Raw genomic sequence first — 15,857 nt, 5'->3', positions numbered from 1 at the left:
CAATCCGCCGCATGGGAACCCTCTACCTCGTGCGCCACGGCCAGGCCTCGTTTGGCGCAGATGACTATGACGTGCTCAGCGCGCGCGGGCGCGAACAGGCCGTGCGCCTGGGCGAATACTGGCGAGCGCGGGGGATGGCGTTCGACGCCGTCATCACCGGCACGCTGCGCCGCCACACGCAAACGCTGGAAGGCATTGCCGAAGGCTTGCAGGCCATGCCCCAAGTGCTTCAATTGCCGGGCCTCAACGAATACGACAGCCATGCACTCATCGCGGCCATCCACCCTCAGCCGCTGGGCAAAGCCGATACGCCCGAGTTGTACCGCGCGCACTTTCGCATCCTGTGCGACGCGCTGGCGCAGTGGATGGCGGGCGTCATCAGTCCGCAGGGCATGCCGACGTGGAACGAATTTTCTGCTGGCGTGCGCGCTGTGCTCGACCATGTGCGCCACCACCACGCGGGCCACAACGTGCTGCTGGTAAGCAGTGGCGGCCCCATTTCCACGGCCGTGGGCGAGGTGCTGGGCACCGCACCCGAGGTGACCATTGCGCTGAACATGCGCATCCGCAACAGCGCGGTGACGGAGTTCTCGATCTCGCCCAAGCGGCTGATGCTGCAGACGTTCAACACGCTGCCGCACCTGAACGAGCTGGAGCATGCGGGATGGGTGACGCATGCTTGACGCCTGCGGTCGGAATTTTGGGTGTTTTTGGCTTCTAGCGCCTATTGGACAAGCGCTAAAAGCTATGTAATTTATAGCAAACTGACATTCCTGCCCCCCAAACTGCGCCAGGCAGCAGCACCGCGACTCCAGGCCGCTCCCACACCGGAATCCGTGTTGGGGGACCTTACCGCCCCTCTACAAATTCAGCGCCAGAAACCGGGTTCCCGGCACCGGGTTGAAGCTCACGGGCTCAGCCGTGACAAAGCCCAAGGATTCATAGAGCCTTTGGGCCGCGACAAATTCGGGAAGCACGTCCAGGCACATGCGCCGGTAGCCGGCCTCCCTCGCGACGCGCAGCATCTCCTCGACCAGCTTCCGCCCCAGATCCATCCCCCGGGCCACAGGCCGCACATACACGCGCTTCAACTCGCAGGTGCCGTCCTCCACGCGGCGCAGGGCCGCGCAACCCACCACACGGCCCTCGACGACGGCCAGCAGAACACCGCCATCGGGCTCCGCGTACTTGCCGGGCAGCTCCGCGAACTCCTGCTCATAGTCCTGAAAATCGAGATTGGCGGTCGGACTCTGGACGTACTCGCGAAAGATCGCGGTGACTGCGGGGAGATCGTCGGGGAAGATGGCGCGCCGGATCGTGGTCATGCGGGGACGGACGGGAGGGGTTGCGCAAATGCGCTCATTCGGTCTCGGGGCGCACAGTCTGCAACGGCAGGTGCACCAGCTCCTGCAGCAGCGCCACCAATTGCCCTGCCGCAGCGTCCACCACCGCCTGCCCTTTGTCGGCCGTGGCTCCAGCCGCATTGCCCACTGCACCGGCCGGGTGGTAGTCCTGCATCTGCCAGCCCAGCTTGGCGCTTTTGCCGTTGCCCAGAATGGCGTAGCGCTCCGACCGGTCCTGCGACGTGGAGCGGAAATCCCGCGCATGCTCCATGTGCACCGTGCCGGGTGCCAAGTGCAGCATCATCGAGGTCTCGATCTCGCCCGCGTGGATGCCAAAGCGGTGCTCCTGGGCGCTGAACTGGCCCGCCACCGCCTCGGGCAGCGGCAGGCTGAACCAGCTGGCGCTGTAGACGATCAGGTCGCAGCGCGTGCGCAGCTCGCGCGCGACGATGTCCATCACGCTCACTTGGCCGCCGTGGCCGTTGAACAGCAGCAGCTTCTTGATGCCCGCACGGGCGACACATTCACCGATCTCGGTCCACAGCGCAATCACCGTGGCTGGAGACAGCGTGAGCGTGCCCGGAAAGCGGATGTGCTCCGGGCTCAGGCCCACGTTCTGTGACGGTAAAAACAGCACGGGCAGGTCGGCAGGCAGTTGCGGCAATGCAGCGTCGATCACGCCCTGCAGTAGCGTGGCGTCCACCGACAGCGGCAGGTGCGGGCCATGCTGCTCGACGGCGGCCACGGGCAACACCGCCACGACCTGATCGGCCTGGCCGCTGTGCTGCAGCGCGGCAAAGTCGCGGGTGGACAGGTCGGCCCAAAAGTGCGAGGGCAAGGAGAGTGGTGCAGATTGGGGCGCGGCGGCAGCGGTCATGCCGCGATGTTAGGGCCTGTTCCGGGCCGCGTCACTTCAGCGCCATCTTGCCCAGCCAGACCAGCAGGTGTGCCACGCCCATCACCAGCAGAGCGGTGGATGCCAACCCACTGGCCCAGCTGCCCAGGCCACGGCGGCGCTGCCAGGCGCGTACCACCAGAGCCACCACCCAGCCCACCGCTGCCAGCCCGGCCCACAGCATCCACAACAGCCCCACGCCCAGGCAGCCAAAGCTCTCGCAGTACAGCGAGAAGGTGTAGTAGGACAGGCCCCCCAATGCCACGCACAGCCCCAGCAACAGCACGTCCAGCGTGCGCGAGACCCACACCGCCCTGCGCGAAAGTGGGGCCGAAGAAGACGACTGTGGCGATGAGGGCAAGGGCGTGTTCATGAAAAACCGAAGGTGGAGCGGCGCGGAATGATGCGTGGCAGAAACCCCTGCAGCCCAGCATAGCGCCCGCCCCACCGCCGCGCGCCGCCGCCCATCCCGCTACCATCACCGCATGACCCAAGACCTCTTCCGCCAAGACGCCTACCTGCGCGAATGCAGCGCCCACATCACCGCCGTCACCGATACCGGCATCGTGCTGGACCAGACCGTGTTCTACCCCCTGGGCGGCGGCCAGGCGGGTGACAGCGGCGTGCTGGTGCTGGCCGATGGCACCGAGATCGCCATCGCCGACACCCGCAAGGGCAAGGACGCCGAAGGCAACCCCATCAGCGACATCGTGCACATCCCCGCCCCCGGGCAGGAAGACCGCGTGGCGCAGCTCGCGCCCGGCACCGCCGTTACCGCCCGCATCGACTGGGAGCGCCGCCACCGCATGATGCGGCTGCACACCACCAGCCACCTGCTGTGCCATGTGGTGCCGCAGCTGGTCAACGGCTGCTCCATCACGCCCGACTATGCGCGGCTGGACTTTGCGATGACCGACCCGCTGGACAAGGAGCAGCTGACCGCCGCCATCGCCACCCTGGTGGCCGCTGCGCACCCGCTCACCGTGGCCTCGATCAGCGACGAAGAACTGGACGCCAACCCCGCGCTGGTCAAAAGCATGAGCGTGCAGCCCCCGCGCGGCACCGGGCGCATCCGCACCATCCGCATCGGTGGCGAAGACAACGCGCCGCTGATCGACCTGCAGCCCTGTGGCGGCACGCATGTGGCCAACACGTCGGAGATCGGCGCCATCGTGGTGACCAAAATCGAGAAAAAGAGCGCAACGACTCGACGGGTGGTACTGGGCTTTGCTCAGTGAGCGCAGCGACGAGCACGCTCCTCAAATGTCAACAATCTTGAGCCGCCGCAGCCCCCGGTTGCAATGGCTTACCCCGCCAGACCCACAACGGGGACAATAGCGGCCCGCGCGCGCGGCCTTTTTTGGACTTCTTGCACCCGGCTTCCTGGGGCTGCGGCGCTCACTTTTGCCTGCCGCCATGCCGATCTCCCTGCGCTCCGTCTCGTCTGCCTCCCTGCGCCAGCACCGCTGGTTCCGCCCTGTCGTCCGCGCGCTGGCGGGTTTGATCGTCCTGTGGCTGGTCACCTGGCTGGCCATTCCGCCGCTGGTCAAGGGGCCGCTGGAGCGCATTGCGTCCGAACAACTGGGCCGCACCGTCACCGTGGGGGGCATCGACTTTGAGCCCTGGAGCCTGGAATTCGCGCTGCGCGACGTGGCCGTGGCGGGTGCCAACGGCGCGCCCCCACAGCTGACCATTGGCCGCGTCTATGCCGATGGCGAGTTGCAGTCGCTGCTGCGCCTGGCGCCCGTGGTGGACGCCTTCACCATCGAAAACCCGGTGCTGCGCATCACCCACCTGGGCGACGGCCGCTATGACGTGGACGACATCATCGCCAAGGTCACCGCGCCCACCAGCGAACCCGAGCCCGACAAAGGCCCCGCACGGGTGGCGCTGTACAACCTGGCACTGACGGGTGGCAGCATCGACTTCTCGGACACCGCCGTGGATAAAACCCACGAGGTGCGCGACTTGGCCCTCAAGGTGCCTTTCATCAGCACCCTGCCGTCGCAACGCGAGGTGAAGGTCGAGCCCCACCTGGCGTTCACGCTCAATGGCAGCCGGTTTGACTCGTCCGCCCAGGGCACGCCGTTTGCGCAGACCGGCCAGGCTGACGCGCAGATTCGGCTGGACGGGCTGGACCTCGCGCCCTACTTGGGCTATTTGCCAGCCAACCTGCCCGTCAAGGTGTTGGGCGCCACGCTGGATGCGGATGTGAAGGTGGCCTTTGAGCAGCACCCGCGCATGGCCGTGAAGCTGACCGGCACCGTGCAAGCCAGCGGCGTACGCATCGCAGACCGCCAGGGCGCCGACCTGCTGAGCTATGAGCGCCTGAAAGTCGACATGGCCGATGTGCGCCCTCTGGACCAGGTGGTGCGACTGCAGCATGTGGAGCTGACCGCGCCCGTGGTCACCGCCACGCGCGATGCAGCAGGCCAGATCAACCTGGCGCAACTGGCACCGCCTGCACCGCCGCCATCGGCGGTCAAGGGCAAGACCCCCGCACCTGCGGCACCTGCATCTGCTGAACCGGCGTCTTCGCCACTGACCAGCGCCAGCGCAGCATCGGCCTCTGCCTCGCCCGCTTCCTCCAGCAAAGCCAAGGCCAAGGCCGCACCCGCCTGGGTAGTAGAAGTCGCCACCGCCGCAGTGCGCGGCGGCACCCTGCGCTGGGCCGACCAGACCACGCGCCCCGCAGCGGCCCTGCAGGCCACAGAGGTCACGCTGGATGCGGCCGACGTCGCCGTCCCCTTCGCCAAACCCTTTACCTTCAAGGGTGGGCTCAACCTGCAGGGCAGCACACTCAGCTTCACCGGCGAAGCCACGGACCAGAAGGCCCAGGTCAACGCCACCCTGAACGCCCTGGCCCTGCAACTGGCCGCGCCCTACCTGGCCCAGACGCTGGAGCCCACGGTGTCCGGCCAGCTCACGGGCGATGTGGGCGTGGTGTGGCAAGCGCCCACACCGCAAGCCGCGCAGGCAGGCGCCACCGGCGTCACCCTCAAGGCAGGCCCCTTGGCGCTGGAACAACTGGCCGTCAAGCAAGGCAAGACCACCTTGGCCAGCCTGGGCAAGCTCGACATTGCCGGGGCCGAAGTGCCCCTGGACGCACGCGCCGCCACGCTGGAGCGCCTGGCCATCAGCCAGCCGCAACTGGCGGTGGAACGGGGCGCGGACGGGCGCTGGATGTTCGAGCGCTGGCTCAAGGCAGCGCCCTCCGTGCAAGGCAGCGCAACGACCGACCCAGCCCCCGCCAGCAACGCCGCGCCCTGGAAGCTGCGCGTGGCCGATTTCTCGGTGCAGGGCGGCACCGTCTCGCTGGCCGACAACGCCCAGCCGCGCCCCGTGGCGCTGGACGTGACGGCCCTGGGCATCACCGCCCGCAACCTGGCCAGCGACGGCAGCAAGCCCGAAGCTTTCACGCTCACCGCCCGCGCCGCCGCACCGGGCAAGGGCAGCAAGGCCGCGCCGGGCAAGCTCGACTACCAGGGCACGCTGGCCCTGCAGCCGCTGGCCACCCAGGGCAAGCTCGACGCCACCCGCCTGCCGCTGCACGCACTGGACGGCTACCTGGCCAGCCAACTGTCGGTAGAACTGCTGCGCGCCGATGTGGGCTACCGGGGCCAGGTGGCCCTGGCGCAGACTGACAAAGGAGTCAGCCTGCGTCTGAGCGGTGATGCCGTGGTGGAAGACCTCCAGGCCAATAGTACGGCCGCTTTCACCCCCAAGACCGAAGCCCAGGTGGGTGAGGAACTGCTGGCCTGGAAGAGCCTGAACCTGCGCGGCCTGGCCGTGGCCACCGCCCCCGGCACCGCGCCGCGCGTGGAGGTCAAGGAGACCAGCCTGGTGGATTTTTTTGCCCGGGTCACCATCAACGAGGCCGGCCGCATCAACCTGAGCGACATTGCCAAGACCCCGGCCGAGGCACGGGCGGCCAATGCGGCCAGCGCCGCTGCCAGCACGGCCGCCCCCACGGCATCGGCCCCCGCCACAGCCGCATCGGCAGCGCCCACAGCCCCTGCCCCTGCTGCGGTGGCCCAGGCCGACCCGCTGGCCCCTGTGGTGGTCTTTGGCCCCGTGAGCCTGGTCAACGGCAAGGTGCTGTTCTCGGACTTTTTCATCAAGCCCAACTACTCGGCCGACCTGTCGGAGCTGACTGGCAAGCTCAGCGCGTTCTCGTCCGAAGCCTCGGGTGGCGAGCCCATGCTGGCCGACCTGGAGCTGCGCGGCCGCGCCGAGGGCTCGGCATCGCTCGAAGTCACCGGCAAGCTCAACCCGCTGGCCAAACCGCTGGCCCTCGACATCGTGGGCAAGGTGCGCGACCTGGAGCTGCCCCCGCTCACGCCCTATTCCGTCAAATACGCGGGCCATGGCATCGAGCGCGGCAAGCTCAGCGTGGACGTGAACTACAAGGTGCTGCCCAACGGCCAGCTCACCGCCAGCAACCGGCTGGTGCTCAACCAGCTGACCTTTGGCGAGCCCGTGGAGGGCGCGCCCAACAGCCTGCCCGTGAAGCTGGCCGTGGCCCTGCTGGCTGACCGCCAGGGCGTGATCGACCTGGACCTGCCCATCAGCGGCTCGCTCAACGACCCGCAGTTCCGCATTGGCCCGGTGATCTTCAAGATCATCGTCAACCTCATCGGCAAGGCGCTGACCTCGCCCTTCAGCCTGCTGGCCAGCGCCTTCGGCGGTGGCGACGAGATGAGCCACGTGCCCTTTGCCCCTGGCAGCGCCACCCTCACACCCGAGGCGCAGCAGAACCTGGACAAGGTGGCCAAGGCCCTGGCCGACCGCCCCGCGCTCAAGATCACTGTGACCGGCACGGCCAGCCTGCAGGATGAGCGCGAAGGCCTGCGGCGCGAGAGCCTGCAACAACGGGTGCTGGCCGAAAAACGCCGCGCCAATCCGGGCGATACCGCCCCCGTATCGGCCGCCGAATACCCCGTCCTGCTCAAGGAGGTGTACCGCCGCGCCGACATCCCCAAGCCGCGCAACCTGGTCGGCCTGGCCAAGGAGCTCACGGTGCCCGAGATGGAAGCCCTGCTGCTGGCCAACCAGCCCGCCACCGAGGCCATGGCCGCCGAACTGGCCACGCAGCGCGGCCAGGCGATCCGCGCCTATCTGGTGGCGCAGAAGCTGCCAGTAGAGCGGTTGTTCGTAGCGGCCCCCAAGGCTGGCAAACAGCCCGAAAAGTGGACCCCGCGTGCGGATTTGAGCCTGGCGACACAATAGGCGCCTGGCTGGCGGAAGGTTCCGGGGAATCCCCCTCCGCCAGTCTGATCGCCCCGCAGGCAGAGCACAGGGGCGCCGGAACCAAACCCGCCCTGCCAGCTCCCACACTGCACCATGCCTTCACGCCCGCTTTACCGCCTCGCAGTTACTCTGTTTTTGATAGCTGCAAGCGCTTTATGGACGGGCGCAAACGCCCAATTTAGCCCAAAAACCAGCGGACAGGGCACCAGCGTGGTCACCACGCCCTATGTTCGCGCCGAGTTGCTGGCCCATGCGCCCCAGGGCGTGGCGCCCGGCCAGCCGCTGTGGCTGGGCCTCTCGATCACCCACCAGCCCGAGTGGCACACCTACTGGAAGAACCCTGGCGATTCTGGCCTGCCCACCGACCTGGCCTGGACGCTGCCAGCCGGTCTGGACGCGGGCGAGATCGCCTGGCCCCTGCCCAAGAAGATCCCCATCGGCACGCTGGCCAACTATGGCTACGAAGGCACGGTGCTGCTGCCCGTGCCCGTCACCGTGGCCAGCAGTTTTGCCCCGAGCCCGTTGGCCAAGGACGCGACGATCAAGCTGCGCGCCTCCTGGCTGGTGTGCCGCAAGGAGTGCATTCCCGAAGAAGGCGAATTCACGCTGCAGTTGCCCATCCAGAGCACCACGGCGCTCAACGGTGCCGCCTTTGAGGCGGCCGCCAAAGCACAACCCCAACCCGTGCTGGCCGGCACCAACGGCATCGTGCCGGACAGCCAGGCGCAGATTGCCGACGGCAACCTGCTGAACGTGAGCGTGCAGGGCCTGCCCGTGGCGCTGCGTGGCAAGACACTGGACCTGTTCCCCGAAACCGCCGAGGTCATCGACAACGCTGCGCAGTGGAAGCAGGCCTGGAACGGCAGCGTGTGGACCGCGCAGATTCCCCTGTCCGCCCAGCGCAGCGCCAGCCCCAGCCTGATGCCCGTGGTGCTGGCCGAGCAGTCGCCCGCACATGCCACCGGTCCCGACACGCGCACCGGCTACCGCGCCGAGTTGAAGGTGCTGGGCACCTGGCCGCAGGGCGCGTCGGTTGCCAGCGTGTCGCCCGCGCTGGAGGCCGCGCTCAAGGCGAATGCCGCGCAGGCAAGCGGCGCTGCCGCGCCGGCCATGGGCTCCGGCGCCTCGTCCCTCACCCTCACGGCCGCGCTGCTGGGCGCCTTGCTCGGCGGGCTCATTCTCAACCTCATGCCCTGCGTGTTCCCGGTGCTCGCGATCAAGGTGGTGGGCTTTACCCAGCACGCGCAAGACCGGCGCGCGCACCGCATCAGCGGCATCGCCTACACAGCGGGCGTGGTGCTGTCGTTCATCGCCCTGGGCGCCCTCATGCTGGGCCTGCGCGCGGCGGGCGAGGCGGTGGGCTGGGGATTTCAGCTGCAGTCGCCCGCCGTGGTGGCATCGCTGGCGGCGCTGTTCACGCTGATCGCGCTGAACCTGGCGGGCGTGTTCGAGTTCGGGCATTTCCTGCCGTCCTCGGTGGCCAGCCTGCAGGCACGCCACCCGGTGGCAGACAGCTTCCTCACCGGCGTGCTGGCCGTGGCCGTGGCCTCGCCGTGCACGGCGCCGTTCATGGGCGCATCCCTGGGCCTGACCGCCACGCTGCCCGCGCCCCAGGCGCTGGCCGTGTTTGCGGCGCTGGGGCTGGGGCTGGCGCTGCCGTACCTGGCAGCCAGCTTTGTGCCCGCCGTGGCGCGCGCCCTGCCACGCCCCGGCGCGTGGATGGACACCTTCCGCAAGCTCATGGCCTTCCCCATGCTGGCCACTGTCGTCTGGCTGGTGTGGGTGCTGGGCCAGCAAAGCGGCATCGATGGCGCCGGTGCGCTGCTGATCCTGCTGGTGGGCCTGTCGCTGGTGGTGTGGGCGCTGTCGCTGGCCGGGCAGGCGCGGGTGTGGATGGCCACGGTGTCCATTGCGGCCATGGCCTTGCTGGTCTGGGCCTTTGCGCCCCACATCACGCACATTCCTACCGCGCAGGCCGCCACACCGTCCACGCAGGCTTCGGCCACCGGCTGGCAACCCTGGGCACCCGGCGCGGCCGAGCAGATCGTGGCCACGGGCCGCCCGGTGTTTGTGGACTTCACCGCCGCCTGGTGCGTGACCTGCCAATACAACAAGAAGACCACGCTGGCCAACGCCGATGTGCTGGCCGACCTGCAGACCAAGAACGTAGCCCTGCTGCGTGCTGACTGGACGCGCCGCGACCCCGCCATTACGGCGGCGCTGACCCAGCTTGGACGCAGCGGCGTGCCGGTGTACGTGTTCTACCGCCCCGGCAAGCCGCCGGTGGTACTGACCGAGGTGCTCAGCGTGGACGAGGTGCGCGCCACCATCTCCCAGCTATAGGGCAGGAACGCTGCAAGCGCAAGGCATGCGATGTATTTGAAAACCCCCAGCCCTAACGCCGCCCCATGCTGACCTACCCCGCCATCGACCCCGTCGCACTGCAGCTTGGACCGCTGGCCGTTCACTGGTACGGCCTGACCTACCTTGCGGCCTTCGGGCTGTTCCTGCTGCTTGGCCGTCTGCGCCTGCACCACGCACCGTTCGCCTCCATCAGCGGCCCTGGCGCCTGGTCACGCAAGGATGTGGAGGACATCCTCTTCCTTGGCGTGGTGGGCGTGGTGGTGGGTGGGCGCCTGGGCTACTGCCTGTTCTACAAGCCCGCCTACTACCTGAGCCATCCGCTGGAAATCCTGATGATCTGGACCCCGGGCATGTCGTTCCACGGTGGCCTGCTGGGCGTGGTGGCAGCCATGCTGTGGTTTGCGCATTCGCGCAGGCGCCCTTGGCTGCAGGTGGCCGACTTTGTGGCGCCCTGCGTGCCCGCAGGCCTCGCTGCGGGGCGCGTGGGCAACTTCATCAACGGCGAACTGTGGGGCCGCTTTGCCAGCCCCGACCTGCCCTGGGGCATGGTGTTTGCGCACAGCGGCTCGCTGCAGCCACGCCATCCATCGCAGGTCTACCAGTTTCTGATGGAAGGGTTGCTGCTGTTCATCCTGCTGTGGGTGTACGCGCGCAAAGAGCGCCGCCCGGGCCAGGTGGCCGCAGCCTTCCTGTTCGGCTACGGCTTGTTCCGCTTCATCGCCGAATATTTCCGCGAACCGGATGCCCACCTGGGCTTGCTGTCGCTGGGCATGAGCATGGGGCAGTGGCTGTGCCTGCCGATGATCGCGGCGGGCGTGGGGCTGTGGCTGTGGGCGCACAGAAAGGCTCGCCCAGGAGTCCCCCCTGGCGAGCCCCGACCCCGTCCAACTTGATTGCCTGAGGAGCAATCCGGTCATTGCGTGCCGAGCAGCCGACTTCACGCTGCCCTGTTGATTGCCAGAACATTTCGCCCCCTCGTCAACCGCTAGGAGACCCTGCCATGAAGCTGCTTCGCCGTACGTTGATCGCCACCGCCGCCCTGGTTGCCCTGGGCGCCCAGGCCGCCGCCACCGTGGGCCAGCCCGCACCCGACTTCACGCTCAAGGACACGTCGGGCAAAACCGTGCGCCTGTCGGACTTCAAGGGCAAACACGTGGTGCTGGAATGGACCAACCCCGGCTGCCCCTTCGTGCGCAAGCACTACGACAGCGGCAACATGCCCGCCACGCAGAAAGACGCCACCGGCAAAGGCGTGGTGTGGCTGTCCATCAACTCCACCGAAAGAGCCAGCAGCGACTACCTGGAGCCCGCCAAGCTGATGGCCTGGAAGCAGGAGCGCAAGGCCACCCCCACCGCCGTGCTGATGGACGAGGAAGGCACCGTGGGCAAGAGCTACGGCGCCCGCACCACGCCACACCTGTACATCGTCAACCCGCAGGGCGTGCTGGTGTATGCAGGCGGTATCGACAGCATCCCTTCGGCGCGCCCGGCTGACATCGAGAAGGCCACCAACTATGTGAAGGTGGGGCTGGCAGAAACGCTGGCTGGCAAGCCGATTTCGGCGGCCACGACGCAGCCTTACGGCTGCAGCATCAAGTACAAATCGGCCAGCTGAAAAAGAACTTCAGCGCGCCACGCAGTTCACCCGCAGAGCGCGCGGAGTGTGGAAGTACATGGTGTTGCCCTTGCCACGGATGTAGGTGCCGCCATCACCGTATCCAAAACCCGATGCCACGCGCTCAGGCTGCAGCGGCACGGTGCGGCCATTCATTTCCAGCAACGCAGGGCCATCGGGCTGGGCGGGCCAGTGCACCACCATCATGGGGCCACGGTCACAGGCGTAGGTCGTGACGCGCTGGACCTTGGGCACATCGGGGGCACGGGGCGGTGTGCAGGCGCTCAGGGCAAAGGTGGACAAGACAACAGCCGTGGCGACAAGGCCAGTGGTGCGGCGGGCGCGTGGTGGGTTCTGCACGGGATCTCCTCGGATTCTGGGTCGGTGCCACCGTGTTGATGGCAGTGTGGGTGGACAACGCGGGGGTCTGGCGCCGCAGCGGTTCGCCCCCATACACTGCCATGTATGAAACACACGCCCGACACCATCAGCACCCTGCGCGATATTCTGACGCACTGCCGCACCCTTGCGGTGGTGGGACTGTCGCCCCAATGGCACAGACCCAGCTATTTCGCGGCCAAGTACATGCAGGCACATGGCTACCGCATCGTGCCGGTGAATCCGCTCGTCGCACGGGATGGCGGGCAGATCCTGGGCGAAACCGCCTACGCCAGCGTGACCGAAGCCGCTGCCGCGCTGGCGGCGCAGAGGCAGAAGATCGACATGGTGGACTGCTTTCGCAAAAGTGAGGACATCCCGCCGCTGGCCGATGAAGCCATCGCCATCGGCGCAAAGTGCCTGTGGCTGCAACTGGGCGTGTTCAACGAAGCGGCCAGGCAACGCGCCGAGGCCGCCGGATTGCAGGTGATCGAAAACCGCTGCGTGAAGATCGAGCACGCGCGGCTGTTTGGCGGCCTGGGCTGGATGGGCGTGAACACACGGGTCATCAGCGCCAAGCGCCTGCGGCAGCTGCCTTACTAGCCAATTCGCAGTCAAGCTCAAAGCTATCAAATTCATAGCTATTAGCGCTTATCCATCAAGCGTTAGCAGCCTATTTCATTCAAAACCATGTCCTCCAACCATCCCTCCGGCGCCGACCGCGAGTTCGGCTTTGGCACCCGCGCCATCCACGCCGGCGCCCAGCCCGACCCCGTGACCGGCGCACGCGCCACGCCCATCCACCAGACGACGAGCTTTGTGTTCGACAACGCCGAGCACGCCAGCAGCCTGTTCAACCTGCAGACCTTTGGCAACGTCTACAGCCGCATCAGCAACCCCACGGTGGCGGTGTTCGAGGAGCGCATTGCGAGCCTCGAAAACGGCCGTGCCGCACTGGCCTGTGCCAGCGGCATGGCCGCGCAGATGGCGGCGCTGCTGGCCATCCTGAAGACCGGGGACCACATCGTGGCGGCCAGTACGCTGTATGGCGGCACGGTGGGGCAGCTGGGCGTGGGCTTCGCGCGCTTAGGGATAGAGACCACCTTTGCGGACCCGGCCGACCCCGAGAACTTTGCCCGTGCCATGCGCCCCAACACCCGCGCCTTGTATGGCGAAACCATCGGCAACCCGCTGGTCAACGTGCTTGACATCGCCGCCGTGGCCGAGGTGGCGCATGCCCACGGCGTGCCGCTCATCATCGACAACACGGTGGCCAGCCCCTACCTGTGCAACCCGCTGGCGCTGGGCGCCGACATCGTGGTGCACAGCGCCACCAAGTACATCGGCGGCCACGGCACCACCATGGGCGGCGTGGTGGTGGAGGGGGGCAAGTTCCCGTGGGACAACGGTAACTTCCCCGAGATGGTGGAGCCCAGCCGGGCCTACCACGGCGTGAAGTTCTACGAGACCTTTGGCGACTTCGGCTACACCATGAAGGCGCGCATGGAGGTCAACCGCACCTTTGGCGGCGTGCTTTCGCCCATGAACGCGTGGCAACTGTTGCAGGGCGCCGAGACGCTGCACCTGCGCATGCGCGAGCACTGCCGCAATGCGCTGGCCGTGGCGAAGTTTCTGCAGAGCCACCCGCAGGTGGCGTGGGTCAACTACCCGGGTCTGGCGGATTCGCCGTACTACGATCTGGCGCAAAAGCAGTTTCGTGCTGTGGACGGGGCGCCGGGCGCCTCGGGCATCCTCACGTTCGGCGTGAAGGGGGGCGCTGCGGCGGGCGAGAAGTTCATCGACGCCTGCGAGTTCCTGAGCCACCTGGCCAACATCGGCGACGCCAAGACGCTGGTGATCCACCCCGCATCGACCACCCACCGCCAACTGAGCGAAGAAGAGCTGGCCCGCGCTGGCGTAAGCGCGGACATGGTTCGGCTGTCGGTGGGGATTGAAGACCTGGACGACATCCTGTGGGACGTTGACCAGGCACTGGCGCGCTCTCAAGGAGCCTAGATCCAGCGCCGCACATCCCGACAGTAGTCCGCGTACTGGCGTCCAAAACGGGCCGCCAGCTTGCGCTCTTCGAGCGGGATGTACCAGCACTGCGCGAGCACAAAAAACTGCAACACCAGCAACCACGGCGACAAAGTGCCCAGCGCCAGCGCCACACCCGCCAGGGCCAGCAGCATGCCCAGGTACATGGGGTTGCGCGTGTGTGCAAACAGGCCTGCTGTGGTGAGCGTGCCGGGCTCGCCAAAGGTGTTGATGTTGGTGCCGATGCGCTTGAACAGGCGAGCATGCCACTGGGCCATGGCCAGGCCCGCCAGCACCAGCACACCCCCCGCCCACCAGGCCAGCACGCGCCCATCGGCGGGCAGCACGGCCACGGGCCAGGTGCGCTGCAAAATCACCATCGCACCGACCGACGCAAACCAGACCACAGGGGGCAGCAGCAAACGTTGCATTCCAACTTCTCCTTGCACAATCAAGACATGGCCCGCAGTCTGCCGATGGCGTGCTGTGCTGGCGATAACCTGGGTTAACGGAGTCCTCTTTTGCCGACCTTTTCTCATTCCACCCACACGGTGCTGGAGCAACTGGCACAGGCCCCGCTGCCCGAGTGGGAGGCTCTGGACCGCGCCACCACGGTGCGGCAGCTGCGGCCGGGCGAGGTGCTGTTCCACGCGGGCGAGGCGCAGCCCCGGGTGTTTGTGGTGAACCAAGGACTCATCAAGATGGTGTACGAGACGGCCGTAGGTGACGCCTGGGTCAAGGGGTTTGTGCCGGCCGGCATGTGTTTTGCCAGCCTCACGGCACTGCAGCCGGGCGGCGTTACCAGCTACACCGCCCTGGCGGAAGGCGGGCCCTGCACGGTGGAGCAGATCGACCATGCCGCGCTGGAAGCGCTGGCCGCGCGCCACATGGGGTGGCAACGCGCGCTGAGCAATGCCTACCGCATGTACGGCCAGCGCAAGGAGCAGCGCGAGATGGAGTTGCTCACCCTGTCGCCCGAAGAGCGCTACCGGCGCTTTCTGCAGCAGCACCCGCAGATCGCCGCCCAGGTGCGCCAGCGCGACATTGCCAGCTATGTGCGCGTGACGCCGGTGGCGCTCAGCCGCATCAAGGCGCGCATATTGCGCGGCGGCTGACGGCGGCTCAGGGTTTGGTGCCCTGCGCGGCGCCCAGGCGCTGCGACAGGCTGCGCGCGGTGTCGCGCAGATGGCCTGCGACAGCACTGCCCGGCCCCGTCTGCAGCGTGGCGCTGGGCCCTATCACCGCCAGGCACAACACCAGCTGCCCAAACCCGTCAAACACCGGCGTTGCCAGCGCGCTGATGCCGGGCAGGAGCTGGTCGGTCACCTCGCTGATCTGGTGCTGGCGCACCGCCTCCAGTTCGGCCGCAAACGCGGGTTCATCCAGGGCCCCCGCAAACCCTTCGGCCGCCAGCGCAGCCGCTGCCCGCTCTCGCGGGCCGAAGGCTGCAAACACCTTGCCCGTGGCCGTGTGCCGCACCGACGCGGTGGTGCCATGGCGCATGGCCACGTACACGGCCGTGGGGCCTTCTTCCACACGAATGATGGTGGGGCCGTTGTCGCCCCAGACTGAGGCCGACACGGTGTAGCCAATGCGCTGGGCCAGCGCGGGCAGCTCGGCAATGGCCAGGCGCACCGGGTCCACCTGCTGCAGGCTGATGAGGCCGAGCTGCATGGCCAAGGGGCCCAGGCCGTAGTGGCCGCTCACGGCGTCCTGCTCGATGAGGCCCAGCTTGCCAAAGCTCACCAGGTAGGGGTGGGCCTTGGCGGCCGTCATGTCGGCCGCACGGGCCAGGTCCTTGAGTGCCATGCGCCGGCCGGTGCGTGCCAGCACCTTTAGCAGCTGGCCGCCCACCTCCACGCTCTGAATGCCGCGCGGGCTGCGGGGCGTGTCTTCGTCGTCGGCGGAGGGCAGGTCGGGGATCGTGGTGGGCATGGGGCGATTGTCCACGCAGCGCAGCATCCATCTGCCCCTC

15 protein-coding genes are annotated in these 15,857 nt (G+C 67.6%); 9 read left to right on the top strand and 6 right to left on the bottom strand.

The window, feature by feature from the left end:
• The first annotated feature begins 11 nt into the window (after window positions 1-11).
• Entirely contained in the window at window positions 12-683 is a 672-nt protein-coding gene (locus ACODS0_RS10100; RefSeq protein ID WP_488834679.1) for a histidine phosphatase family protein, read from the top strand.
• Window positions 684-860: 177 nt separating this feature from the next.
• Here ACODS0_RS10100 and ACODS0_RS10095 read toward each other — a convergent pair whose 3' ends face one another.
• Genes ACODS0_RS10095 through ACODS0_RS10085 form a run of 3 tightly spaced genes read right to left on the bottom strand, consistent with a single transcriptional unit; the run spans window position 861 to window position 2,611 of the window.
• Window positions 861-1,325: a GNAT family N-acetyltransferase gene (locus ACODS0_RS10095; RefSeq protein ID WP_436130800.1), complete on the bottom strand. Its 465-nt coding sequence runs from the start codon at window positions 1,323-1,325 to the stop codon at window positions 861-863.
• Between the two features lie 34 nt (window positions 1,326-1,359).
• Complete coding sequence (locus tag ACODS0_RS10090; RefSeq protein ID WP_488834677.1) at window positions 1,360-2,220, bottom strand: creatininase family protein; 861 nt, start codon at window positions 2,218-2,220, stop codon at window positions 1,360-1,362.
• 31 nt (window positions 2,221-2,251) lie between these two features.
• On the bottom strand, window positions 2,252-2,611 hold the full coding sequence (locus tag ACODS0_RS10085) for a hypothetical protein (protein ID WP_055398333.1): 360 nt from the start codon (window positions 2,609-2,611) through the stop codon (window positions 2,252-2,254).
• A 112-nt stretch (window positions 2,612-2,723) separates the two neighbouring features.
• Here ACODS0_RS10085 and ACODS0_RS10080 point away from each other — a divergent pair, with 112 nt between their 5' ends.
• The 5 genes from ACODS0_RS10080 (at window position 2,724) to ACODS0_RS10060 (ending at window position 11,467) form a co-directional block, all read left to right on the top strand.
• Window positions 2,724-3,476 carry an alanyl-tRNA editing protein gene (locus ACODS0_RS10080; RefSeq protein WP_488834676.1) on the top strand — a complete coding sequence of 251 codons (753 nt, stop codon included), beginning with the start codon at window positions 2,724-2,726 and terminating at the stop codon, window positions 3,474-3,476.
• 178 nt (window positions 3,477-3,654) lie between these two features.
• Window positions 3,655-7,467 (top strand): DUF748 domain-containing protein, encoded by a 3,813-nt coding sequence (locus ACODS0_RS10075; protein WP_488834672.1) that lies wholly within the window; start codon window positions 3,655-3,657, stop codon window positions 7,465-7,467.
• A gap of 114 nt (window positions 7,468-7,581) precedes the next feature.
• Entirely contained in the window at window positions 7,582-9,831 is a 2,250-nt protein-coding gene (locus tag ACODS0_RS10070) for a protein-disulfide reductase DsbD family protein (protein WP_488834670.1), read from the top strand.
• Window positions 9,832-9,896: 65 nt separating this feature from the next.
• Window positions 9,897-10,745, top strand: a complete 849-nt coding sequence (gene lgt / locus ACODS0_RS10065) for a prolipoprotein diacylglyceryl transferase (protein WP_488834668.1) — start codon at window positions 9,897-9,899, stop codon at window positions 10,743-10,745.
• A 107-nt stretch (window positions 10,746-10,852) separates the two neighbouring features.
• Window positions 10,853-11,467, top strand: coding sequence for a thioredoxin family protein (locus tag ACODS0_RS10060; protein WP_488834666.1), 615 nt, complete (start codon window positions 10,853-10,855; stop codon window positions 11,465-11,467).
• A 9-nt stretch (window positions 11,468-11,476) separates the two neighbouring features.
• Here ACODS0_RS10060 and ACODS0_RS10055 read toward each other — a convergent pair whose 3' ends face one another.
• Window positions 11,477-11,827, bottom strand: coding sequence for an MliC family protein (locus tag ACODS0_RS10055; RefSeq protein WP_487261146.1), 351 nt, complete (start codon window positions 11,825-11,827; stop codon window positions 11,477-11,479).
• A 105-nt stretch (window positions 11,828-11,932) separates the two neighbouring features.
• Between ACODS0_RS10055 and ACODS0_RS10050 the strand changes: the two genes are divergently transcribed.
• Together ACODS0_RS10050 and ACODS0_RS10045 are read left to right on the top strand one after the other, a co-directional pair.
• The gene (locus ACODS0_RS10050) at window positions 11,933-12,448 is read left to right on the top strand and encodes a CoA-binding protein (RefSeq protein WP_488834665.1); all 516 of its coding nucleotides are present in this window, start codon (window positions 11,933-11,935) and stop codon (window positions 12,446-12,448) included.
• A gap of 87 nt (window positions 12,449-12,535) precedes the next feature.
• Complete coding sequence (locus tag ACODS0_RS10045; RefSeq protein WP_488834663.1) at window positions 12,536-13,861, top strand: O-acetylhomoserine aminocarboxypropyltransferase/cysteine synthase family protein; 1,326 nt, start codon at window positions 12,536-12,538, stop codon at window positions 13,859-13,861.
• Here ACODS0_RS10045 and ACODS0_RS10040 read toward each other — a convergent pair.
• Complete coding sequence (locus ACODS0_RS10040; RefSeq protein WP_487257196.1) at window positions 13,858-14,313, bottom strand: methyltransferase family protein; 456 nt, start codon at window positions 14,311-14,313, stop codon at window positions 13,858-13,860. The genes ACODS0_RS10045 and ACODS0_RS10040 overlap by 4 nt on opposite strands.
• A gap of 90 nt (window positions 14,314-14,403) precedes the next feature.
• Between ACODS0_RS10040 and ACODS0_RS10035 the strand changes: the two genes are divergently transcribed.
• On the top strand, window positions 14,404-14,997 hold the full coding sequence (locus ACODS0_RS10035) for a Crp/Fnr family transcriptional regulator (protein ID WP_218301551.1): 594 nt from the start codon (window positions 14,404-14,406) through the stop codon (window positions 14,995-14,997).
• Between the two features lie 7 nt (window positions 14,998-15,004).
• On the opposite strand, the gene ACODS0_RS10030 is transcribed toward ACODS0_RS10035, so the two are convergent.
• A complete protein-coding gene (locus ACODS0_RS10030) occupies window positions 15,005-15,817 on the bottom strand; it encodes an IclR family transcriptional regulator (RefSeq protein WP_488834659.1) in 813 nt (270 codons plus the stop codon).
• Window positions 15,818-15,857: the final 40 nt, after the last annotated feature.

The organism is Acidovorax sp. FG60, from assembly GCF_057808995.1.
Note: the sequence above shows the minus strand (reverse complement) of the source record. Positions and strands in the feature narration are given on the sequence as shown.

Bases quoted from the DNA above. Each gene is read 5' to 3' on its own strand.
- ACODS0_RS10100 (WP_488834679.1), top strand. From the start codon at position 12: ATGGGAACCCTCTACCTCGTGCGCCACGGCCAGGCCTCGTTTGGCGCA.
- ACODS0_RS10095 (WP_436130800.1), bottom strand. From the start codon at position 1,325: ATGACCACGATCCGGCGCGCCATCTTCCCCGACGATCTCCCCGCAGTC.
- ACODS0_RS10090 (WP_488834677.1), bottom strand. From the start codon at position 2,220: ATGACCGCTGCCGCCGCGCCCCAATCTGCACCACTCTCCTTGCCCTCG.
- ACODS0_RS10085 (WP_055398333.1), bottom strand. From the start codon at position 2,611: ATGAACACGCCCTTGCCCTCATCGCCACAGTCGTCTTCTTCGGCCCCA.
- ACODS0_RS10080 (WP_488834676.1), top strand. From the start codon at position 2,724: ATGACCCAAGACCTCTTCCGCCAAGACGCCTACCTGCGCGAATGCAGC.
- ACODS0_RS10075 (WP_488834672.1), top strand. From the start codon at position 3,655: ATGCCGATCTCCCTGCGCTCCGTCTCGTCTGCCTCCCTGCGCCAGCAC.
- ACODS0_RS10070 (WP_488834670.1), top strand. From the start codon at position 7,582: ATGCCTTCACGCCCGCTTTACCGCCTCGCAGTTACTCTGTTTTTGATA.
- lgt (WP_488834668.1), top strand. From the start codon at position 9,897: ATGCTGACCTACCCCGCCATCGACCCCGTCGCACTGCAGCTTGGACCG.
- ACODS0_RS10060 (WP_488834666.1), top strand. From the start codon at position 10,853: ATGAAGCTGCTTCGCCGTACGTTGATCGCCACCGCCGCCCTGGTTGCC.
- ACODS0_RS10050 (WP_488834665.1), top strand. From the start codon at position 11,933: ATGAAACACACGCCCGACACCATCAGCACCCTGCGCGATATTCTGACG.
- ACODS0_RS10045 (WP_488834663.1), top strand. From the start codon at position 12,536: ATGTCCTCCAACCATCCCTCCGGCGCCGACCGCGAGTTCGGCTTTGGC.
- ACODS0_RS10040 (WP_487257196.1), bottom strand. From the start codon at position 14,313: ATGCAACGTTTGCTGCTGCCCCCTGTGGTCTGGTTTGCGTCGGTCGGT.
- ACODS0_RS10030 (WP_488834659.1), bottom strand. From the start codon at position 15,817: ATGCCCACCACGATCCCCGACCTGCCCTCCGCCGACGACGAAGACACG.